Annotated in this window: 19 protein-coding genes; 7 read left to right on the top strand and 12 right to left on the bottom strand. The window is 74.5% G+C overall.

The genetic code is table 11. The features are described from left to right. Position 1: 1 nt before the first annotated feature. From OG386_RS38485 to OG386_RS38520, 8 genes are all read right to left on the bottom strand, one after another. The gene (locus OG386_RS38485; RefSeq protein WP_328791965.1) at positions 2-1,159 is read right to left on the bottom strand and encodes a LuxE/PaaK family acyltransferase; all 1,158 of its coding nucleotides are present in this window, start codon (positions 1,157-1,159) and stop codon (positions 2-4) included. Between the two features lie 5 nt (positions 1,160-1,164). Beyond that, on the bottom strand, positions 1,165-2,310 hold the full coding sequence (locus OG386_RS38490) for a GNAT family N-acetyltransferase (RefSeq protein WP_328791966.1): 1,146 nt from the start codon (positions 2,308-2,310) through the stop codon (positions 1,165-1,167). Next, on the bottom strand, positions 2,307-3,647 hold the full coding sequence (locus OG386_RS38495; protein WP_328791967.1) for an MFS transporter: 1,341 nt from the start codon (positions 3,645-3,647) through the stop codon (positions 2,307-2,309). Before OG386_RS38495 ends, OG386_RS38490 begins: the two co-directional genes overlap by 4 nt. Continuing rightward, positions 3,644-4,927 carry a phenylacetate--CoA ligase family protein gene (locus tag OG386_RS38500; RefSeq protein ID WP_328791968.1) on the bottom strand — a complete coding sequence of 428 codons (1,284 nt, stop codon included), beginning with the start codon at positions 4,925-4,927 and terminating at the stop codon, positions 3,644-3,646. The genes OG386_RS38495 and OG386_RS38500 overlap by 4 nt, the downstream gene beginning before the upstream one ends. 248 nt (positions 4,928-5,175) lie before the next feature. Further along, positions 5,176-7,833, bottom strand: a complete 2,658-nt coding sequence (locus OG386_RS38505) for a DUF7824 domain-containing protein (protein ID WP_328791969.1) — start codon at positions 7,831-7,833, stop codon at positions 5,176-5,178. Continuing rightward, entirely contained in the window at positions 7,830-9,251 is a 1,422-nt protein-coding gene (locus OG386_RS38510) for an SWIM zinc finger family protein (protein ID WP_328791970.1), read from the bottom strand. Before OG386_RS38510 ends, OG386_RS38505 begins: the two co-directional genes overlap by 4 nt. 75 nt (positions 9,252-9,326) lie before the next feature. Further along, on the bottom strand, positions 9,327-9,515 hold the full coding sequence (locus tag OG386_RS38515; protein ID WP_328791971.1) for a hypothetical protein: 189 nt from the start codon (positions 9,513-9,515) through the stop codon (positions 9,327-9,329). Between the two features lie 91 nt (positions 9,516-9,606). Next, positions 9,607-10,032, bottom strand: a complete 426-nt coding sequence (locus OG386_RS38520; RefSeq protein ID WP_328791972.1) for a DUF3224 domain-containing protein — start codon at positions 10,030-10,032, stop codon at positions 9,607-9,609. Between the two features lie 101 nt (positions 10,033-10,133). Between OG386_RS38520 and OG386_RS38525 the strand changes: the two genes are divergently transcribed. Beyond that, a complete protein-coding gene (locus OG386_RS38525; protein ID WP_328791973.1) occupies positions 10,134-11,114 on the top strand; it encodes a helix-turn-helix transcriptional regulator in 981 nt (326 codons plus the stop codon). A gap of 77 nt (positions 11,115-11,191) precedes the next feature. Continuing rightward, the gene (locus tag OG386_RS38530) at positions 11,192-11,662 is read left to right on the top strand and encodes a GNAT family N-acetyltransferase (RefSeq protein WP_328791974.1); all 471 of its coding nucleotides are present in this window, start codon (positions 11,192-11,194) and stop codon (positions 11,660-11,662) included. Here the strand turns inward: OG386_RS38530 and OG386_RS38535 are convergent. Further along, on the bottom strand, positions 11,655-12,170 hold the full coding sequence (locus OG386_RS38535; protein WP_328791975.1) for a hypothetical protein: 516 nt from the start codon (positions 12,168-12,170) through the stop codon (positions 11,655-11,657). The genes OG386_RS38530 and OG386_RS38535 overlap by 8 nt on opposite strands. A 97-nt stretch (positions 12,171-12,267) precedes the next feature. Here OG386_RS38535 and OG386_RS38540 point away from each other — a divergent pair, with 97 nt between their 5' ends. Continuing rightward, positions 12,268-12,564 (top strand): hypothetical protein, encoded by a 297-nt coding sequence (locus OG386_RS38540; protein ID WP_328791976.1) that lies wholly within the window; start codon positions 12,268-12,270, stop codon positions 12,562-12,564. Positions 12,565-12,611: 47 nt separating this feature from the next. On the opposite strand, the gene OG386_RS38545 is transcribed toward OG386_RS38540, so the two are convergent. Both OG386_RS38545 and OG386_RS38550 read right to left on the bottom strand, forming a co-directional pair. Further along, a complete protein-coding gene (locus OG386_RS38545) occupies positions 12,612-13,454 on the bottom strand; it encodes a MerR family transcriptional regulator (protein WP_328793507.1) in 843 nt (280 codons plus the stop codon). Between the two features lie 68 nt (positions 13,455-13,522). Then, positions 13,523-13,981: a hypothetical protein gene (locus OG386_RS38550; protein ID WP_328791977.1), complete on the bottom strand. Its 459-nt coding sequence runs from the start codon at positions 13,979-13,981 to the stop codon at positions 13,523-13,525. Positions 13,982-14,171: 190 nt separating this feature from the next. Here OG386_RS38550 and OG386_RS38555 point away from each other — a divergent pair, with 190 nt between their 5' ends. Next, entirely contained in the window at positions 14,172-15,458 is a 1,287-nt protein-coding gene (locus tag OG386_RS38555; RefSeq protein WP_328791978.1) for an MFS transporter, read from the top strand. Between the two features lie 352 nt (positions 15,459-15,810). Continuing rightward, on the top strand, positions 15,811-16,587 hold the full coding sequence (locus OG386_RS38560) for a peptidoglycan-binding domain-containing protein (RefSeq protein WP_328791979.1): 777 nt from the start codon (positions 15,811-15,813) through the stop codon (positions 16,585-16,587). Positions 16,588-16,938: 351 nt separating this feature from the next. Here OG386_RS38560 and OG386_RS38565 read toward each other — a convergent pair whose 3' ends face one another. Continuing rightward, positions 16,939-17,682, bottom strand: coding sequence for an SDR family NAD(P)-dependent oxidoreductase (locus tag OG386_RS38565; protein WP_328791980.1), 744 nt, complete (start codon positions 17,680-17,682; stop codon positions 16,939-16,941). A gap of 219 nt (positions 17,683-17,901) precedes the next feature. Between OG386_RS38565 and OG386_RS38570 the strand changes: the two genes are divergently transcribed. Together OG386_RS38570 and OG386_RS38575 are read left to right on the top strand one after the other, a co-directional pair. Continuing rightward, positions 17,902-18,978: an RNA ligase (ATP) gene (locus tag OG386_RS38570; protein ID WP_328791981.1), complete on the top strand. Its 1,077-nt coding sequence runs from the start codon at positions 17,902-17,904 to the stop codon at positions 18,976-18,978. Between the two features lie 147 nt (positions 18,979-19,125). Continuing rightward, positions 19,126-20,043 (top strand): NADP-dependent oxidoreductase, encoded by a 918-nt coding sequence (locus OG386_RS38575; RefSeq protein WP_328793508.1) that lies wholly within the window; start codon positions 19,126-19,128, stop codon positions 20,041-20,043. Positions 20,044-20,116 lie beyond the last annotated feature (73 nt).

Below are 20,116 nucleotides of genomic sequence, written 5' to 3' on the forward strand. Positions count from 1 at the left end.
GTCACACCATTCCCTTCATCAGTTCCGCTGCGGCCACCGCGCAGCTGCGGTTGCGGCTCACCCCGGCACGACCGTGAACGGTGAACCAGGGGGTCTCCAGCTCGCATCCGCACGCGCTGCCGGGCCGGAGGGAGGCGAGGTCGCCCATGACCACGCTCTGCGCCGGCACCGAGGTGATGTACGGCGACACGAGGTGCAGGTAGCCCCGCTCCCCGTAGGGCAGCGGTTCGAGCGTGCGGGTGGAGCGGATCGTCACCCGTGACCAGACGGGCGCGTGCAGCCGGTGGTGGTCGCACTCGATGTACGGGATGCAGTGCTCGACCGACCCGAAGGTGTCCCGGATCCGCTCACCCGGAATGCCGAGCTGCTCGGTGACGCGGGCGTACAGTTCCTCCTTCTCTATGCGCCGGTCGGCGTGCCCCTTCCAGCCGCCGCCGAGGACGACCAGGGAGCCCTCGGGCAGGCGCAGCGGAGGCATTCCCATGGCCCGCATCCGCTCCAAGGTGAAGAAGAGGAAGGCCGGGAAGCCGAGGATGCGGACCGGGGCGTCCTCCCGCTCGAAGCGGCGCAGTGCGGCGATGCAGCCGAAGGGGTCGAACTCGTGCTCGCCGCCGGTGTTGCGCAGCGCGTACGCGACGCTGCGCGCGGGGGCGAAGTCGCACAGGTAGTTGTCGGTGAAGGCGGTCCCGAGGTTCAAGGAGGGGGACGGCTCGTAGCTGTAGAGGAGGTAGTTGACCTCCTGGTCGGGGGTGATCCAGCCGTTGCGCTCGAAGATCCGGGCGACCATGCGCTGCGCGGAGCGGATGGTCCACTCGTCGAAGAACATCTGCGACTTCTGGCCGGTGGTACCGGAGGAGGTCAGGTGCAGCTCGACGTCCTCGCGGGGGATGGAGAGCACCTCGTGCCGCTTGAAGAAGTTCGCGTGGACGAGCGGCGTACGGTACGGCTCGGCCGGGGGAGTGGCCTCGTACAGGGAGCGGAAGAACGCGGATCGCTCGGTGTGCCAGGCGTTGCTCTCCGCCATGGCCGCGGCGAACAGTTCGTCCTGCGCGGGTCCGAAGGCGTACGGATCGGTCAGGTCGCACAGCTGCTGCACGTGCGGCAGCAGGGCCGGGTCGGGTACGGCGACCGGCGCGAGATGGGGGTTCACAGGGCTCATGGGGCTCATGGGGCAACCTCGGATGAAGTGGGCAGGTGTGCCGACGCCCAGGCCGACACGTAGCAGTCCAGGTACGGCTGGAGGGGCGGTTCGACGGCGACGCCGCGGAAGTCGATCCGCTCGCCGGAACGGGACAGCACGGCGTAGTCGTGGAAGCCGTCGCCGTCCGCGCGCATGGCCGGGTAGAGGGCCCCGGCGACGAACCCCTGGACGAGGAAGGCCGCGAGGGCCTCGTGGTGCGCGAGCGGCACCAGGGCCTCGACGTAGCCGGCGCCCGCGCGGGCCAGGGCCCGGGTGACGGGTTCGAGGTGGGCCGCCGCGGCGGCCGGGTCGGGGTGGGCCGTCAGCAGGCAGCCGTACCCGCCGGCGCGGTTGAGGTAGGCGTAGACCTCGAACCGGCCGTCTTCGGGGGTGAGCAGCACGTTCGGGGTGTGCAGCGGGTAGAACCAGCCCCCGGAGCCCGGGAACCGCTCGCGGAAGCGGCGGCGGACGAAGGCGGGTGCCTCGATCACCTCCAGCCGTTCGACCGCCGCGTGCGGCGCGGGCGCCGGGAGCGGGCCGGCGGAGGCCCTGACCCCGGGGTAGCGGATGCCGAGCGCGGACTCGGCCGTGCGCAGCAACGGCATCATCGGGGCCGGTACTTCGGTGACGGGGATCCGCCGGTCGAGCACACCGTCGGCGTGACGCGCGTAGAGTGCGAGGCTCTCGCGGCTGCTGAGATCCACCGCGTTGGGCAGGATGCCCAGCGGCCGGAAGCCGTTGCGGGCGACGACGCGCTGCGGACCGGCACTGACGGTGCGTACGGTCGCGTACACCGAGTCCAGGCGGCCCGTGTCCAGCATCCCGGCGCACAGGGCCTCGGTCAGGGCGGCGGCCAGGCCCGCCGAGCGGTGCTCGGGGTGCACGGCGATGCCCTCCAGGCGGCCGGTGCGGCTGCCCGCCTCGCCGTGGATGGCGGCGGACGCGGTCAGCGCCCCGGTGACGGCGCAGCGGGTGACGAGCCAGAGGGAGTGCGGGTCCGCGATGAGCCGGGCCATCTCTGCCGGGTCGGTGCCCAGGGCCACCGGGTAGTGCGGACCGTAGACGGCGTAGTAGAGCTGGCGCAGTTCGGCGATGTCCGCGCGGACGGCCGGGGTGATCACGGGGCTCATCGCTCGCCTCCGGCGGGTTCCGCGACGGCCGGGTCGGGCGTACGGGACCCGAGCAGGGCCAGCGCGCAGGCTGCCGGGAGCAGCCCGACGCCTTGTACGAGGCAGAGCGTCTGCGGGGAGAGGAAGTCTCCGGCGAAGCCGAACACGAGGGACGCCACCGGCAGGGAGGCACCGAGGACGGCCTGCATCACGGCGAAGAAGCCGGGCTTGTCCGCCGTCGGGACCATCCGCTGGAACAGGGCGACGAAGCGCACGCTGACGGCCCCGGCGCACCAGCCGGCCACGGCCAGGCAGCCCGCGACGACCGGGCGCTGCGCGAACAGCCCGGGCAGCGCCAGTGCCAGGGCCATCAGGCCCAGGCACCAGGCCCCGGCGACCGTGGGCCGTCCCGGCACGCGGGTGCCGGTGAAGGCGCCGACGAGCGCACCGGTGCCCAGGGAGGCCTCCAGCAGGGCCACGGTGCCGCCCCCGCCGAAGAGGACCGATCGGGTGTAGAGGGGGATGACGACGAACACGGCGGCGGTGAACAGGTTCGCCGCGGTGAAGCAGATCAGGATCCGCCGTACGGAGGGCAGTTCGGCGAGGATGCGGCGCAGCGGGCGCCGCCGGGGCGGGGCCGCCGCGCCGTCCGCGCCCTCCGCACCGTCCGCGGTGACGGTGCGGAAACGGGCGCTCGCGACGAGTACGGCGGCGCCGAGGTAGGCGGCCGCGCAGCCGGCGGCCAGCCCGGCCACGCCCGCCCGGTCGACGGCCAGGGCGCCGAGCAGTGCTCCCGAGAGGCCGGCCAGGGACTGGGTGGACAGCTCGAAGCCGGTGGCCGTCTCGATGTCGGCGTCGTCGACGAGCTCGGGGACCGAGGTGGTCAGACAGGGGTCGAAGAACGCCTGGCAGGTGGCCAGGGCGAGACCGGCGGCGTACACGGTGGTGAGCGGCAGTCCGCCGCCGTACGCCCACAGCGCGAGGGCGGCCGCGGCGGCCCCGGCGACGGCTGCCGAGGTGCGCAGCACCGAGCGGTGTGCGATGCGGGCGACGGCCCCCGCCACGACGGGCGCCAGCGCCACGGCGGGCAGCGTGCAGACCGCCATGAACAGCCCCGAGGCCAGTCCCCGGGCCCCGGGCACGGCGTAGGCGACGATCCACCAGGACACGCCGACCTGGAACATGCGCACGGCGGCCTGGGTGAGGACCTGGCCGAGCCATACGGCGCCGAAGGCCCGGTTGCGCAGGACCAGCGGAGCGCGCCGACGGTCGGCCCCGGGCAGCGGCTGCGGCTCCTTGTCCGTCTCCTTTTCCGTGTCGGCCGTGTTGGCCGTGTCGGCCGTGGGTGAGGCGGTCATGCGGTCGGCCTCTCGTCCAGGACGCGGACGAGCTTGCCCGAGCGCGGGTTGACGGCGAGGTCGCGGTGGCGGGCCCACTCCACGGACAGCGGGTGCACGAACCCGGCACGCACACTGTCCGGATACAGCGGCCGTACGCTCTCCAGCTCCGTGACGACGGCCTCGGCCAGCGCCTCGCGGCCGCCCGCGACCTGGTCGCGGGCGTCGTCACCGGGGGCCGTCGCCAGTCGCAGGACCAGCCCGTCGCGGCCGTCCCAGCGGCGGACGACGAGCTGCATGCCGACCACGCGGCCCTCGGTGTCCGCCGCGGCCACGGCGTCCTGGGCGTCCTGGGTGTAGAGGGAGACGGGGCCCACGCGCACACCCTCCTCGGCGCGCCCGAGGATCCTGAAGTGGCCGGGCCCGGTGCCGGTCCACTCGGCCCGGTCACCGGCGGGGTAGCGGATGATCGGCATGAGGCGGCGGAAGAGGCTGGTGACGACGACCCGGCCGGGCCGCCCCGGTTCGGTGATGGGCTCGTCGGTGGAGTCGTCGAGGATCTCGACGACCGCGTACGGGGTGAAGGCCCGGTGCACCCGGGCGTCGGGGCCGGGCACCGGGCGGCCGAGGAGGCCCGCGTCGACGCTGGCGTATCCGACGGAACGGACCTCGGCGCCCGGGAACGCGGCGGCCAGCAGCCGCCGTTGGTCATCGAAGAGGGCCTCGCCGCCGAAGAGGAGCAACTCCACCGAGTCGAGCCGGACACCGGACGCGACGACCTGCTCGGCGAGCCGGCACAGGGTGGTGGTCGTGCCGGTCAGCACTTGGGCGGCGAGATCGCGCAGCGTGGGGATCGTCGATTCCAGCGGCGCGCCGCCGCCGATCGGCAGGCGGACGTTGTCCACGGGCGCGTGGGCGAGCGAGTCGAGGACGAAGAGGAAACTGGCGTACAGCTCCCCGGCGTAGAAGAGGTCGGCGACGCGGTGCCCCGGGCGCAGACCGGTGTCCACGAGCCCCTCGCCGAAGGCGGTGACGAACGTGCGCCACTCGTCGCGGGTGTAGACGGAGAACTTGGGGGACCCGGTGGTGCCGCCGGTCTTGTAGACCGTGGCCTCACTGAGCGGGCCGGTCAGCACACGGCTGTCGTGCAGGGCGTTGGCCGCCCAGAAGTCCTGCTGGTCGACCACCGGCAGGTCGGTGAGGCGGTCGACGTGCGGTGGCAGGGACGCGTAGAGGTCGCGGTAGTAGGGCGAGTTGTGGCGGGCGAAACGTATGAGGTCCGAGAGCTGCTGGGCGGACATGAGCCTTTGCCTGGATGACGGGAACGGGAACGGGAATCACGGCGGGGCGCGGCGAGAGAAGGAACTCGCCTGCGGAGTCGGGCCGGTGTGAACGGGGGACCCCCCGGCGCCCCCGTATCCCTCTGACGCACGCCGAAAGCTGACGTGCAGTCATGATGATGAAACATCAGTCCCGTCATCGCCAAATTGGCCGCATATTTACGGACAGTGGGACAAAGTTCAACAATTTTTCCGTTACGGCAGCCCGTTCAGTTGCCCGCGGCGGGAGCCCCCTCGTTGCGGCGGAGGGCGTCACGCAGCCGGGCGGCCTGGGTGACCAGGCGCGACGAGCCGCCCCGGGCCGCGACGGAGGCGAGCCCCGCCGGTTCGGGCGCCGCCGCCCCGCACTGTTCCACGCACTCGGCGGCCGTCGACAGGAGGTCACCGGCGCCACGGGGGTCGGCCGCCCCCGTGAGCAGCGCGGGCAGGGCGGCCGCCAGCACGGCCCAGGTCGTCGCGTACGCGCCCGTGGCGGCGAGGGTGCGCAGCGAGTCGGCGAGCCGGCTGGGCTTGACCGTGCCCAGGGCGATCAGCTCGGCCAGATCGCACCCGAGGCGTACGGCGTCCAGCTCATCCTGGGCGGCGAGGGTGAGGAGCGCGTCCACGGCCCTCAGCCGGTCCTCGGCGTGCCGGGCGCCGAGCCCGGTGGCGACCGCCAGGTGCAGGGCCGGGCCGGCCGGTCCACCGGCCGCGGCGAGCAGGGGCAGCGCTGCGGCCGACTCGCGCGCCTCGTTGACGGCACCGGCCGTGACGACCGGGAGGCACCAGGCGGCCAGGGCCTCCCGGTCCTCGGGCAGGACCGCGATCATCGACGTGTCGTCGCGACCGTCCCAGCAGCGGTCGGTCGCCGTGCGGGCCTTCGCCAGCTCGTGGAACCGGTGCGGGAACTCGCGCACCACGGTCGTCCGCTGCGCCGTGTCCAGCACGAGACGCGCGGGCGTTACGCCGCCCCACCGGTGTTCCACCGCCGGCGCGGTACGGCGGGTGACGGCCACGGGCCGGCCCGCTTCGCCGAGCCAGGCGGCCAGCCGATCGCCCGCCGGCGTGCCGAGGGCGGCGGCCTCGGGAACGACGGAGGCGTCGCGGCGGACCCGCAGCAAGGCCTGGGCCAAGTCCGCGGGCGCGGGGTCCGCGCCGAGACGGCCGTACTCGGCCAGGCGGGCGACCAGTACGCGCGGGTCCAGCGAGCCCGTCTCCACGGTGGGCGTGGCGAGGAGGAAGGGCACCGGCCGGGACGCGATGCGCTCCGCGGCCTCGGCCACGCGCGCATGGGTGGCGGCGCCGATCGCGGGGTGGTGGCAGTCGCTGCGCCAGGACACGAGGGCCGGATCCGGTGTGCCCGTCGGCGGCGCGTCCAGGACGCAGGCGGCCACGTGCTCCAGGCCGGGCAACTCCTGCGTGTAGTAACGGGACTGTTCGGGGTCCAGCCACCAGCGGTCCGCCAGCGCGGGCCGCAGCGCCTCGGCGAGGGCCGCACGGTCCCGGTACGCGTGCCGAACCAGCCCGTCCAGGGCGCGCTCGAACTCCTCGACGGTGGCGACGCGCGCGTTGATGACCGCCGCGACGAGTTCCACGGTCTCGGCGACCGTCCCCGGGGCCAGGGCGAGCGGAGCCGGGACCGGGAGCGGCGGCAGGATCTCCTGGTAAAGGCCGGGCTCCCCGGCGGGAGCGGCGGCCGGTCCCAGGAGCTCCACCGCCCGGGCCCGGTGGACCGGGCTCAACAGGTGTGCCCGTTCGGCGAGTTCGGCGCGCAGTCCGGGATCGTCGGTCAGGTGGGCGGCGACCAGCTTCAGCGCCCGCTCCTGGATGCCGGTGTCCGCGTGCCCGAACGCCTCGGCGAGCTCCGGCAGCAGCTCGGGAGCGGCGGCCGGGTTGCGGGTGAGTTCCTTGCCGATCAGTACGAGTTGCGAGCGGACCAGCTTCTTCTCGGGGCGGAAGAGGACGGCGGCCGACATCTCGGCGAGCCGGCGGGGGGCCAGGTGACCCGCCGCGGCGAGCCGGGCGAGGGTCTGCTGGGCGGTCCCGGCGACGGCGGAAGGCGCGTCGGCGGCCAGCGCGATCCAGTCGGCGGCCCGCTCCCGCTCCTCCTCGGCGGTCGGACGCAGGGCTTCCAGGATCTCCTGGTAGGGCTTCAGCTGGGCGGGCTTGCCACCGCGCAGCAACCGCGCGGTGCATCCGTCCAGCAGCACGGTTCGGTCCAGGAACCCCTCGTCGGCCAGGGCGGCCAGCGCGGTCGGCCAGTTGTCGGGGCCGTCCGGATCCCGGTGCCAGGTGAGGACCCGGACCGGTTCGGCGGTCTCGAAGAGCCGCGGGGCGAGCGCGGTGAGGTGCGGGTCGCGGCGCAGGGTGACCACGAGAGGGGAGCGGGACGCGCCCACGGCTGTCGCCCAGCCCTCGACGCAGCCGTCGGTGGTGGGTACGGGACAGCCGGCGAGCCGGACGAGTTCGCGTATCAGCGGGTAGTCCTGTTCGGCGGTGGCGGGCCGGGCGGCCAGTCGGTGGGCGAGGTCGCCGAGCCACTTCGGATCCCGGCCGGACAGTACGTCGAGCAGTGCGGCGGTGGGCGGCTGCCGCCTCCAGCGGCGCAGATCGGCGGCGCCGATCCAGGTGGCCGCGGCCGCCGCCCCGGTGATGCAGCCGGCTCCGGCGACCACCAGGGCCGGGTTCACCCGGTTGCGGTCCTCCCAGCGCTCCCACCGCGAGGAACGCAGCTCGCCGCGCAGCCCCTTCAGCCCGGCGAGCAGTGCGCGGCGCTGTGCGGGTTCCAGCGCCTTGAGGAGGCCCGGCAGCTCGGCGGCGCGGCCCGCCCGTACGGCCGCGAGGACGTCCTCGGTGATGTCGTCGGTGGGGTTCGCGGTGGCGTTCATCGTGCGGCTCCGGAAGGGGCAGGGGAGACGGAAGAGGTGGCGGAGGTGGCGGTGGCGGCGGACCGCAGGGCCATCCGGGTGGCCAGCGCGTGCTTGCAGGGGCCGCGGCGGCCCCGGTGGTCGGCCCACCACTGGCAGGTGCAGCTGAGTGCGCCGCCGGACTCGCGCACCTGGTAGCGGCGTTCGCCGGAGGCCACCAGGGCGGTACCGGGCCCGCCCAGGGTGACCGCTCCGGCGGCCAGCAGGGCGCGGGCGGCGACCAGCCGCGGGTTGTGCCGTTCGGCACGGCGGGCGTCGTAGGGGAGTTCGCGGTGGAAGTACGCGGCTTCGGCGATGTCGTAGCCGACCCGGCCGGCCGTACCGAGGCGGGTCAGGGCCGCCCGTACGCGGTCCACCGGCAGCCCCGACTGTTCGGCCAGATCGGCCGGATCGATGCGCGGCTCCCAGGCGAGCAGTACCGAGATCAGCTCGGCGTCCTCGGCCGCCGCGTCGGTGGCCAGGGCCTCCAGGACGCCGCCCTCCCCGGAGAACCCTCGGGAGGTCTCCGGGGAGAGGGTGAGCGTGAGCCGCATCCCGGGCAGGGTGACCTCCCAGGCGGAGGCGGTGGGCTCGGCCCCGGCCGGCGCGGGACCGTACACGCGCAGGCCCGTGGCGTGCCGCAGCACCCGCTGGAGGGCGGCGAGACGTTCGGGGCCGGGCAGGCAGACCGCGCCGGGCACCGGCCGGGTGGTGGGGCGCAGCGCACGACCGGCGGGAACCACCCACAGGGCGCCGCTCGTGGCTCCGCCGCCCGCCGCGCCACGGGGCAGGGAACGGAGGAAGCGCGCCGCCTCGGCGGCGGTCAGTTCGGCCCGCAGGTCGAAGCCGGCGGTGACGGCCTGGGACTCGGCGAATCCGCGCAGCCAGCGCTCCGGCAGCGGAACCTTCTTCTCCACGACCGGCCCGTCGAGCGTGGTCACCGCCAACTCGTCGGGGCCGACCCGCAGGTGCAGCGGGTCGTCACCGCTCAGCCGGGACAACGCCTCGCGCAGCGGGTTGTTGACGTCGACGTTGGTGGTGCCGTGGCCGGTGTCGGCGCCGCGCAGACCCTCCGGCAGTACGTCGAGCCGGGCGTACACCCCGCAGCAGCCGGAGAAGGACTCGAAGCGCAGCCGGTCGCCGTTGCCGGTGACGACCGGGTCGAGCGAGGCGGGCAGGGCGCGCCGGTAGTAGCGGGCCGCGGCCACGTCCGCGACGGCGAGCAGGGCCCGCGCGGCCGCCTGAGGGGCGCTCAGGAACCCGGCGAAGAACTGGGGGTGGGCGTCCGCCCCGGTCGGGGTCAGACCCCCGGCCGTCTCCAGGTTGAGGGCCTGACCCGCCTCGGCGGCGGTCAGGGAGGAAGGGCGTGCGTAGGCGAAGGTGTGTGCGGTCCGCGTCATGTCCGGGACGCTAGGGGGACCCACTGACAACGCCGGTCGCCCGCCGGCGGCGGGGCCCGACGAGCGGAGCGGACGTCAGTCCACCAACAGCTCGTCGAGACCGCGGACGGACTCCGGGGCGACCGTGTCCTCGGCCAACGCCACCAGCCCGGCGTGGCACTGCCGGGTGCCGTGTGCGAGGAGATGCCGCACGTCCGCGATGACGGCTGCGGCGGTGAGCGGCGATTCCTCGAGGAGCGCCGCCACGCGCGCTCGGTGCGACACGCTCACGAACGTGCCCCCGGGGCGAGCGCAACGATGCGATGACGCCGGCGTCACCGCCGCCTACCGGGGGACCGTCAACGCCCGGGGTCCCTCAACGGGACGGGCTCTCACCCAGGTCGTAGGTGAAGGCGTACGCGACGGAGGTGTCGCCGTGCCGGTAGGTGAAGCCTCCGGATCCCGTCAATCCCGCGAGGTCCCCGGTGCCGGAGCCGGGGACCACCTCGAAACGACAGACCGTGCCACCGGCATCGAAGGTGCCGCGCTCCTCCAGCACGAAACTGCCCTTGCGGCCGTCCACGCTGCCGCGGACCAGCTCCATTCCGCTGTAGGAGCCGAGGTTCTCCCCGGTGTAGGCGATCGTGTAGTCGCAGGCGGTCTCGGCGGCCTCGATCCCCCCGGTGAAGGCGTTGTTGACATGGGCGTGGGCGAGCCGCGGGACGGCGTCCACGGCGCCTACGGGGCTCTCCTCCCAGTTGGCGGAGGTGAAGCGGCCAGCGGTCTCTACGGGCGTGGGCATGACGGTCCTCTCGGGCGGCCGGACGGTCTCTCCGCCCGGCGTGCCCCCAGGCTGGCACCCGTACCTGACATCTTCTGTCAGGTACGGGTGACAATGACGCCATGCGCGCCGACCGGCTCCTCTCCCTGCTCCTGCTGCTGCAGAACCGCGGCCGGATGACCGCCCCGGAACTCGCCGCCGAGCTGGAGGTGTCGGTGCGCACGATCCACCGCGACATCGACGCCCTCGGCGCCTCGGGCGTCCCCGTGCTCGCCGACCGCGGCCCGGCCGGCGGCTACCGGCTCGCCGACGGCTACCGCACGCGCCTCACCGGCCTCACCGACACCCAGGCCGGCTCCCTCTTCCTCGCCGGCGCACCGGGACCCGCACAGGAGCTCGGCCTCGGCGCCGATCTGGCCGCCGCCCAGCTCAAGCTCCAGGCCGCGCTGCCGGCCGCGCTCGCCGCCCGGGCCCGCCGGATCCAGGACCGCTTCCACCTCGACGCGCCCGCCTGGTTCCGGGAGGCCGACCCCGTCCCGCACCTCGCGCAGATCGCCCAGGCCGTCTGGGACCAGCACGTGCTGCACACCCACTACCGCCGCTGGCGCGGCGAGGTACGGCGCGAGCTGCATCCGCTCGGCCTCGTCCTCAAGAGCGGCATCTGGTACCTCGTCGCCGATGTCGCCGACGTTGCGGATGCCGACGGAGCCGTACGGACCTACCGGGTCTCCCGGTTCCTGACGGTGGACACCGCGGCGGAGCGCTTCGAACGGCCCGCCGGATTCGAACTGGCCGCGTACTGGCAGGAATCCACCAGCCGACTGGACGCAGCCCTCCACCAGCAGACCGCCGAACTACGGCTGTCCCCGCGCGGACAGCGGCTGCTGCCGATGCAGTTCGGAGCGGCCGGCACCCGGGCGCTCGCCGATGCCGGCCCCGCCGACGCGGACGGCTGGGTCCGGCTGCGCATCGCCGTCGAGTTCCAGGCCGTCGCCGTCGGCGACCTGCTGCGCCTGGGCACGGAGGTCGAGGTGCTCGGCCCGCCCGAACTGCGCCGCGCCCTCGCCGAGACGGTGACCACGCTGGCCGGACGCTACGCCTGACAAGGGCCCGGGCCCGCTCCGCGCACCTCGTAGGGTGGGCGATCGAGATCGAACCCCGGGGGAGAGGGAGAGCGCACATGCAGATCGAGCTGCGCGAGACGAGCGACGACGACCTGGCCGTCTTCTGGGAGCAGCTGACGCACCCGGGCCTCCAGCAGATGGCGGCGATCACCAGGAAGTACCACTACGACCGGGGCCACTTCGACACGCACTGGGCGAAGGTGCGCAACGACCCCGCCGTGCTCCTGCGCACCGTGCTGGCCGACCGGGTCGTGGTCGGCCACGCCGCCGTGTTCGGGCCGCCGCAGGAGCGCGAGGTGACGTACGTGATCGGCCCGGAGCACTGGGGACGGGGCATCGCCACCCGGGCGCTGGCCGAGTTGATCCGGCTGGAGGGCACCCGCCCCCTGCACGCCGGGGCGGTGGCCGACAACACGGGCTCGATCCGGGTGCTGGAGAAGTGCGGGTTCACCGTCACCGGCCGCACCCGCGACTTCGCCATGGCCCGTGGCCGGGAGGTGGACGTCGTCCTGCTCACCCTCAGCTGAGCGGGCTCCCGCCCGGTCCTGCGTACCCTCCGGGCGCTCCCGGCCCGCCGCTCAGCCCGCCCGGGGGCTCCACCTCCAGGAAGCGGCGCCGTCGAGGGCCCCGGTACAGCAGACACACCCAGCCCAGCCCTTCCAGCACGGCCGCGCAGGCCGTCAGCCGCTCCTGTTCCGCACCCGCCGCACCGCCGCCCGCCGGGCCCAGCCAGGTCACCTCCACCCGCCCGGGTTCCGCTCCGGCCGCCACGCGGTAGCCCGTCCGCGTACGCCTCCCCTCGGCGTCCAGCGCCGACGGCGCGATCCCCGCCGCCTCCAGTGCGAGGGCCACCGCGCGCGGCAGCTGCCGTACCTCCCACGGCGCGGGAACCGCCGTACCCGCCGGGCCGTTCACCAGACGGCGGATCTGCAGCAATCCCTCGTACGCGGTGCGCAGCTCCGCCCCACGCCCGCCGGGCGCGGCTGCCGGGCCGTCGCCGGTCGCGGGCTCGAAGCCCTGCCCGGGTACTGCCATGACCCACCACCCGCCCCGCCCGTCTGAGTACCTCACACCCAACGGCCTGAGTATCCACCCCGATTCCCCGACGGCGCGCCGCTGGTCGAATGGGGACATGACTTCAGATGCCCCGAGCGGCCGGGCCGCCAGCCCGCGCATGCAGCACGTGACCACCGCCGGCTCGGCCCTGGCCGTGGCCCTGGTCCCGCTCGTCGTGGGCGTCCTGTTCGCCAAGGCGATGGCCGCCGACCCGATGACCCCGGTCAACGCCCTGATCGCGGGCGGCGGCCAGCGGGCCGCGCTGCCCCGGGGCGAGTGGAAGCGGCGCGGCCACGACACCGTGCGCAGGCTGCGCACGGCCCGGCGCGACACGGCCCGGCGGTGCGCCCGCGCCTGCGGACGCCGCCCCTGAGGACCGCCGGGGCCCGCCGTCCGTGTGCTGGGGGCGGCGTGAGGGCGTCAGGACGTGGCGGCCAGGGGTTCCTGGAGTTCGGTGACCCACTGGTCCCGGTCCTCCGGGCAGGCCAGGGTCAGCTCGCGCGCGTACCCGGCCGAGCGGTGCCCGTGCGCGTCGATCCACCGCGCCAGGGCCTGCGACGTCGGCAGCACGCCGTCCATCGAGCCGCGGTGCACCACGGTGGCGGCCCGCTCCACCGCCGGCAGCGTGACGATCCGTACCTCACCCCCGAGGTCCTCGGCGCGGACCGAGGCCGCCACCGGCAGTCCGGCGTGGACCAGGACGGCTCCCGCGGGTCCGCCGGCGGCCGCGTCCTCGTAGTAGGCGGTACCGGGACCGGTCGGGACGACCCCGGCCTCCTCGATCCGGCGGCACAGCTCTTCGTAGAGCGGCCCGATGACCGGCCCGATGTCCTGCGGTTCGTAACTCGCGGCCGTGCCGGTCAGTTCGGCGAGCCGGACGGGCGGAAGGCTCTTCACGACGATGTCGTCGGCGGGCATGGTTCCCTCTTCCTCGATGGTCCGGAGCCTCGCCTCGACCTGGACCAGCCGGGCCGCCGCGGCGGCCATGGCCGTCTCCAGCTCGGCCTGCCGCAGCCGCAGCATGCCGCGCAGCTCCTCCGCACCCACCCGCTCGCCGAGGATCGTTCCCACTTGGTCGAGCGAGAAGCCGAGTTCCTTGAGCGCGATGATCCGGTTGAGGCGGGCGAGCTGCCCGGCCTCGTAGGAGCGGTAGCCGGTGAAGGGGTCGACGCGTGCCGGGCGCAGCAGTCCGAGGGCGTCGTAGTGACGCAGCATGCGGACCGACACCCGGCCGTGCTTGGCGAAGTCTCCGATGGTGAACATGACGCTCTCCACTACAAGGTCTGACACAGGGGGAGGGTCAAGCGTCGCACCGGCGACGGACGCGGTGGTCAGCGGCCGTACTGCCGCAGACAGAGGTCGACGATGGACGGCGGTACCGCGCCCTCGGCGGCCGCGCACAGCTGGTCCAGGCGCGGCGGCGGGGCCGGCCGCCGCCGCGGATGGGCCGTCGCCGGCCCGGGCGCGCGCTTGCGCCGCGGCGGGGGCGCGGCCTTCGCGGCCCGCTCGCGCGAGGGCTCCGGCTCCGGGGCCGGAGCCGGGTCCGACTTCGGGGCCTGCCCCGGGTTCGCGTCCGCGCCCGGGTCCCGGGCCGCGTCCGGAGCGGGCGCGGCGGCCTCGGGCAGGGCCCCCAACGGCAGGGCCAGGGGCGTCGGGACCTCGGGCGCCTCGGCCGTCGGTACGGATCCCCGTACGGGAGCCGGAGCCGGATCCCGGGGCCCGACGGAGACACAGCCGGTGCTGGCGAGGAGCACGACGAGGGAGAGGGGCACGGCACGGCGTAACTGCATCCGACCACCTTGCCGTACGGCCGGGCCGGCCCGGCCCTCCTCTCACGCGTGCGGGTGACACCGGCCCGGTGGGAATGGCCGGAGCCCGTGGGGAATTGGAACGACAGTACGGGCGAAGGGGGAGGCGCGACCCCCGGCTCCCCGTACCGCCGTGTCCTGCCCGCCGATCGTCCGTACGGAGTACCGATCCATGACCTCAGCCGCCGCGCCCGGCAACGATCCCGCGCCGCCCTCCGAATCGGGCCCGCCCGAGCCCGGACTGCCCAGGGAGCCCGAGCCCGTAGCCGGGCCGGGAGCCGGACCCGCACCGGGGATCGGTGCCGCTCCGTGGAAGGGCTGGGCGGCCGTCTGCGCCGTCTCGCTCGGCATCTTCTGCCTGATCACCTCCGAGCTGCTGCCCGTCGGGCTGCTCACCCCCGTCGGGACCGCCCTCGGGGTGTCCGACGGGACCGCCGGTCTGATGGTCACCGCGCCCGGACTGGTCGCCGGACTCTGCGCGCCGCTGGTCACCGTCGGCGCCGGCCGGCTCGACCGGCGGCTCGTGCTGTGCGTGCTCATCGCCGTGATGGTCGCCGCCAACCTGGCCGCCGCGCTCGCCCCGAACTTCGCCGTCGTCCTGGCGGCCCGGTTGCTCGTCGGCGTCAGCGTCGGCGGATTCTGGGCCATCGCCGGCGGACTCGCCGTACGCCTCGTCCCCGAGCGCCAGGTCGGCCGGGCCACCGCGCTCGTCTTCGGCGGTGTCCCCACCGCCTCCGTGCTCGGCGTCCCCGCCGGCACCCTGCTCGGTGAACTCGGCGGCTGGCGCACCGCCTTCGCGGCGGTCGGCGCCCTCGGCCTCGTCACGCTGACCGCCCTGCTCGTGCTGCTGCCCCCGCTGCCGGCGACCCGGCACATCACCTTTCCCGAACTCCCCGCCCTGCTCCGGGAGAACCGCGCCGTGCGGGCCGGGGTCATCGTCACCTTCCTGGTGGTGACCGGGCAGTTCGCCGCCTACACGTTCGTACGGCCGATCCTCCAGGAGGTCTCCGGCGTCGACGCCGAACACATCAGCACCCTGCTGCTCGGCTACGGCATCGCCGGCGTCGCGGGGAACTTCCTGGCCGGAGCACGCGACGCGTACCGGACCCTGCTCGTGGTCAGCTCCTCCCTCACCGTCGTCCTCGCGCTGATCGCGGTCCTGCCGGGACCGGCCGTCGGCACCGCGCTCCTGCTGGCCTGGGGACTCGCGTACGGAGGGGTCTCGGTGAGCGTGCAGGGCTGGATGATCAAGGCGGCCCCGGAGGCGCCCGAGGCCGCGTCCTCCCTGATGGTGGCCATGTTCAACTTCGCCATAGCGGCGGGCGCGCTCTGCGGCGGCCTCGCGGTCGACGGCATCTCCGTACCCGCCGCCCCGCTCGGCGGGGCCGCCCTGATGCTCGCGGCGGCCGCCACCGTGTGGGTCACGGCGATCCGCCGCACACCCCGCACCCCCGGCTGATGGCGGGGCGCCGCGGGAGCGGCGCGCCCGACAGATCGGATGGACGGGGGCGGATCGGACACTCGGCTTGACCCGGCCCCCGCCGGAGGGCAAGAGTGCGCCGATCGAGCACCACAGCGTGAGCCGCACCCCGGAGATACGTCAGATGCCCCTATCCGTTCGCCCGTCGATCGACCCGGCCGAAACCGGCGGTTCTCCGACGCACGGCGCATGCGACGTACTCGGCACGCCCGGCGCCCCCGCCGCCGGTGCGGCCCCGGCTCCCGCCGCCCGGCGGTACGGAGCCTGACCGACCGGGTGGGGGCCGGCACCGCACCGCCGCGCCGGCCCCCGACCCTGCCGGGAGACCACCATGCGCCAAGACCCTGATGAGAACGGGATCGTCCCCGACGACCACCTGTTCGTCCGCCCGTACGTCGCCCCCTCGGGCGCACCGCCCCGGTCGACCGCGCCCACCTGGCCGCAGACCGGCCCCCTCGCCTTCCCCGGCCCCGCGCACGTCCAGGAACCCGGCGCTCCCGTCGCCGTTCCCGTTTCCGTTCCCGCTCCCGGCTCCGCTCCCGACCCGGCTGCGGGCCGCAGCGCCGGCCGAGGGCGCCGCAGCCGGCTTCCGTTCGCCGTCCTGACCCTGCTGGCGCTCGCCGCGGTGGGCGCCCTGGTGCTCCTGCTGAGCGGCCCCGACCCGCAGCAGTCCCGGGCCGGGGCGCCCGCCGAGCTGTCCGTACCGAAGCTCCGGGCGCGCGGTCCGGACTCCGTCGCCGGGACCGACGTACCCGGCCCGAGCGCGCCCGCACCGTCCCCCTCCGCCTCCGCTTCTGCCTCCGCCCCGCCCGCTCCCTCCCGGGAGCCGGGCGCGTCCGCGAGCCAGGGCACGAAACAGCCCTCCTCGCCCACCGCTTCGGTCCCGAGCCCGCCGAGCTCCTCCGGAACGCTGCGGATGGGCGACAGCGGCCCCGAGGTGCGCGCCCTGCAGGAGCTGCTCCACGGGCAGGGGTTCACGTACGTCTCCGTCACCGGGGTCTACGCCGGCCAGACCAAGCGCGGCGTCAGCCAACTCCAGCGCGACCGCTCCATCAAGGGCGACCCGAACGGGGTCTACGGACCGGCCACGCGGGCGGCGATGGGCTGATCGTCGGCCGCGCCCGATGGCCCCCTCTGGTTGAACGTGTTCAGTTCTTCTGTCAGGCTACGGGCGAACGCAGGAGCGGACGCGGTCGAGCGGCTCGTTCCCGTGCGATCCGTACCTGTGCCCACGGGGGTTGCCTTGTCCGTCCCGGTTCCACCGCCCGGCCCGCCGCCGCCCCCACACCCTCGGCCGGTGCCCGCGCCCCCGCCCCCGCCGGACGATCAAAGCGTGGCGAAGGCGTTCGCGCGCTCCTGCCTCACCGCCGTCGCCGTCGCCGTCGCGCTGCTGCTCTTCGTGGGGGTGCTCAGCCAGGAGCATTGGACCTGAGCCGCGGACCGGACGGCCCCGCCCGGATCAGCGGCCCCCGGAGACCCGCAGCACGGTGCCCGTCGTGTACGAGGCCTCCGCGGAGAGCAGCCAGGCGACCGCCCCGGCGATCTCGTCGGGCCGGCCGGGCCGGCCGAGCGGGATCCCGGCCGCGGCCTTCGCCGGACGGTCGGGATCGCCCATCGCCGCGTGCATGTCGGTCTCGATGATGCCCGGAGCCACGGCGTTGACCCGGATCCCGTCCGGGCCGAGCTCCTTGGCGAGCCCCACGGTGAGCGCGTCGACGGCCGCCTTGGTCGCCGCGTAGTGCACGTACTCCCCGGGACTGCCGAGGGTGGCGGCCGTGGAGGAGACGTTCACGATCGCCCCGCCGTCGCCCTCCGCCATGTCCCGGGCGGCCCGGCGGCAGCACAGCAGGTAACCGAGGAGGTTCACCTCCACGACCCGCCGCAGGTCCTCGGTGCGGGCATCGGCGAGCCGGCCCAGCGGGCCGGTCACCGCGGCGTTGTTCACCAACCCGGTCACCCCGCCGAGTTCGGCGCCGGCGATGTCGAAGAGCCGCTCCACGGCGCACTCCTCGGAGATGTCACCGCGCACGGTCACACAGCGCGCCCCGGCGGCCCGCACCCGCTCGGCGACGGCCCCGGCCGCCGCCGCGTCACGGGTGTAACCGAGCGCCAGATCGTGCCCGTCGGCAGCCAGCCGCAGACAGGTCGCCGCACCGATGCCCCTGCTGCCGCCGGTGACGACGGTGACCGGACGAGCTGACACGGGGACCTCCTGCGGGACACGGAACCTGGGACGGCGCGATGCCGGGGACGACGGGGACGGCAGGGACGACACGGGCGCCGGGGCGGGCAGGCTAACACCGTGATATTCGTTGGACCAGCGGAAATGGCGGGAAGCAGAGTGGTCGTCACCGACGCGCCGCGACATCACCGGGCGTCGGCCGTGTCCCTGACCACTGTTGACCACTGTTGGAGCCGTCCCATGTCGACCCTGCGCGTCACCGCCGAAGAACTGACCGTCCACGAGCACCCGAACGCGGACGCGCTGGAACTGGCCCAGGTGGGTCTGTACCGCGCCGTGATCGCCAAGGGCGCCTACCGCACGGGCGAGTTCGCGGTCTACATCCCCGAACAGGCCGTGCTGCCGGCGGATCTGATCGAGGAGCTCGGTCTCACCGGGCGGCTCGCGGGCGGCTCCGCCGACCGGGTCAAGGCGGTCCGGCTGCGCGGCGAACTCTCGCAAGGACTGGTGTGCAGGCCGCGCGCGCTCGCCGACGTGGACCTGGCCCGGGCGGCCGAGGAGGAGACGGACTTCGCGGAGCTGCTCGGCATCACCAAATGGGCCCCGCCCATACCCACGACCATGAACGGTGACGTCGAAGCCGCCGCCGACCTGATGCCGTGGGTCGACATCGAGAACCTCCAGCGCTACCCGCACATCTTCGAGCCCGGCGAACCGGTCGTCCTCACCGAGAAGCTGCACGGCACCGCCTGCCTGTTCACGTACGTGGTCGAGGGCGAGCGGTCCTTCGTCTCCTCCAAGGGGTTCGGCTCGAAGGGGCTGGCGCTCAAGGAGGACGAGCGCAACCTCTACTGGCGGGCCGTACGCGGGCACGGTGTGGCGGCCGTCGCGGCGGCCCTGGCCGACTGCCTCGGTGCGACCCGGGTCGGGATCTTCGGCGAGGTGTACGGCAAGGGCGTCCAGGACCTCTCGTACGGGACCGACGTCCGTACCGCCGACGCGCCACCCGGATACGCCGTCTTCGACGTCTCCGCCGAGATCGACGGACAGACGCGTTGGCTGGACCCGGCCGCCGTCCTGACGGACGGTGAGCTTCCGCTGGTACCGCGGCTGTACGAGGGCCCGTACGACCTCGACGCGGTGCTGGAGCTGGCGAGCGGCCGCGAGACCGTCTCCGGGAAGGCCGTGCACCTGCGGGAGGGTGTCGTCATCCGGCCGTCGGCGGAACGGTACAGCCCGGTCGTGGGCGGCCGCGCCATCGCCAAGGCCGTCAGCCCGGCGTACCTGACGCGCAAGGGCGGCACCGAGTACGAGTGAGCCCGTCGTTCTGCCGCGCCGCGCCGCGCCCGCCCCGCTTCGTGGGGCGGGCGCTTCGTGCATGGTGGGATGGGCCGGGGGCGGGTTCCACCAGCACACGGAGAGGTCGGGTACATGTCCCAGTCGGGCGGCAGCAGCCAGGAAACCATGCGGGCGATGGCGTACGAGACGTACGGCGGGACGGAGGTGCTCTCCGAGACCCGGCTGCCGATGCCCAAGGTCGGACCCGGTGAGGTCCTCGTCCGGGTCAAGTGCGCCGCCGTCAACCCCGTCGACTGGAAGATCATGGCAGGCGGGCTCGACCCCCTGATGGACGTGGTCTACCCCGTGGTCCCCGGCTGGGACGTGTCCGGCACCGTCGAGCGGGTCGGCATCGACACCCCCGAATACGCCGAGGGCGACGAGGTCATCGCGTACGCCCGCAAGGACTACGTGCACGGCGGGACCTTCGCCGAGTTCGTCACCGTGCCCGTGCGCGCCCTCGCGCACAAGCCGACCTCCCTCACCTGGGCCGAGGCCGCCGGACTCCCGCTCGCCGGGCTCACCGCCTACCAACTGCTCACCCGCCTGGGCACCGGCAAGGACGACACCGTCCTCATCCACGGCGCGGCGGGCGGTGTCGGCTCCTTCGGCGTGCAGATCGCCCGCGCACTGGGCGCCCGGGTCATCGGCACCGCCTCCCCGCGCAACCACGACCGGGTACGCGAACTCGGCGCCGAACCCATCGAGTACGGGGACGGGCTCGCCGCGCGCGTACGGGCCCTCGTGCCCGACGGCCCCACGGTCGTCGCGGACTTCGTCGGCGGCGTCGGAGCCGTCACCCGGGAGGTGCTCCACGACGACGGCCGGCACGCCTCCATCGCCGACCCCAGTGTGCTCGGCGCGGGCGGCGAGTGGATGTGGGTCCGCCCGGTCGGCAGCGACCTGGCCGAACTGCGGCGGCTCGCCGACAGCGGACAGCTGAAGGTGCCGGTCGCCACGACCTTCCCGCTCGGCGAGTTGGCGGCCGCCTTCGAGCTGAGCCAGGGAGGTCACACGGCAGGGAAGATCATCATCGAGATCTGACCCCCGTGGCCCCCGTGGCCCACGACCCGCGATCCCTGGCCCGCGCCCCACAGCGCCCGGGACACGACCCCTG

It is taken from the genome of Streptomyces sp. NBC_00273 (assembly GCF_036178145.1).
Taxonomy (GTDB): domain Bacteria; phylum Actinomycetota; class Actinomycetes; order Streptomycetales; family Streptomycetaceae; genus Streptomyces.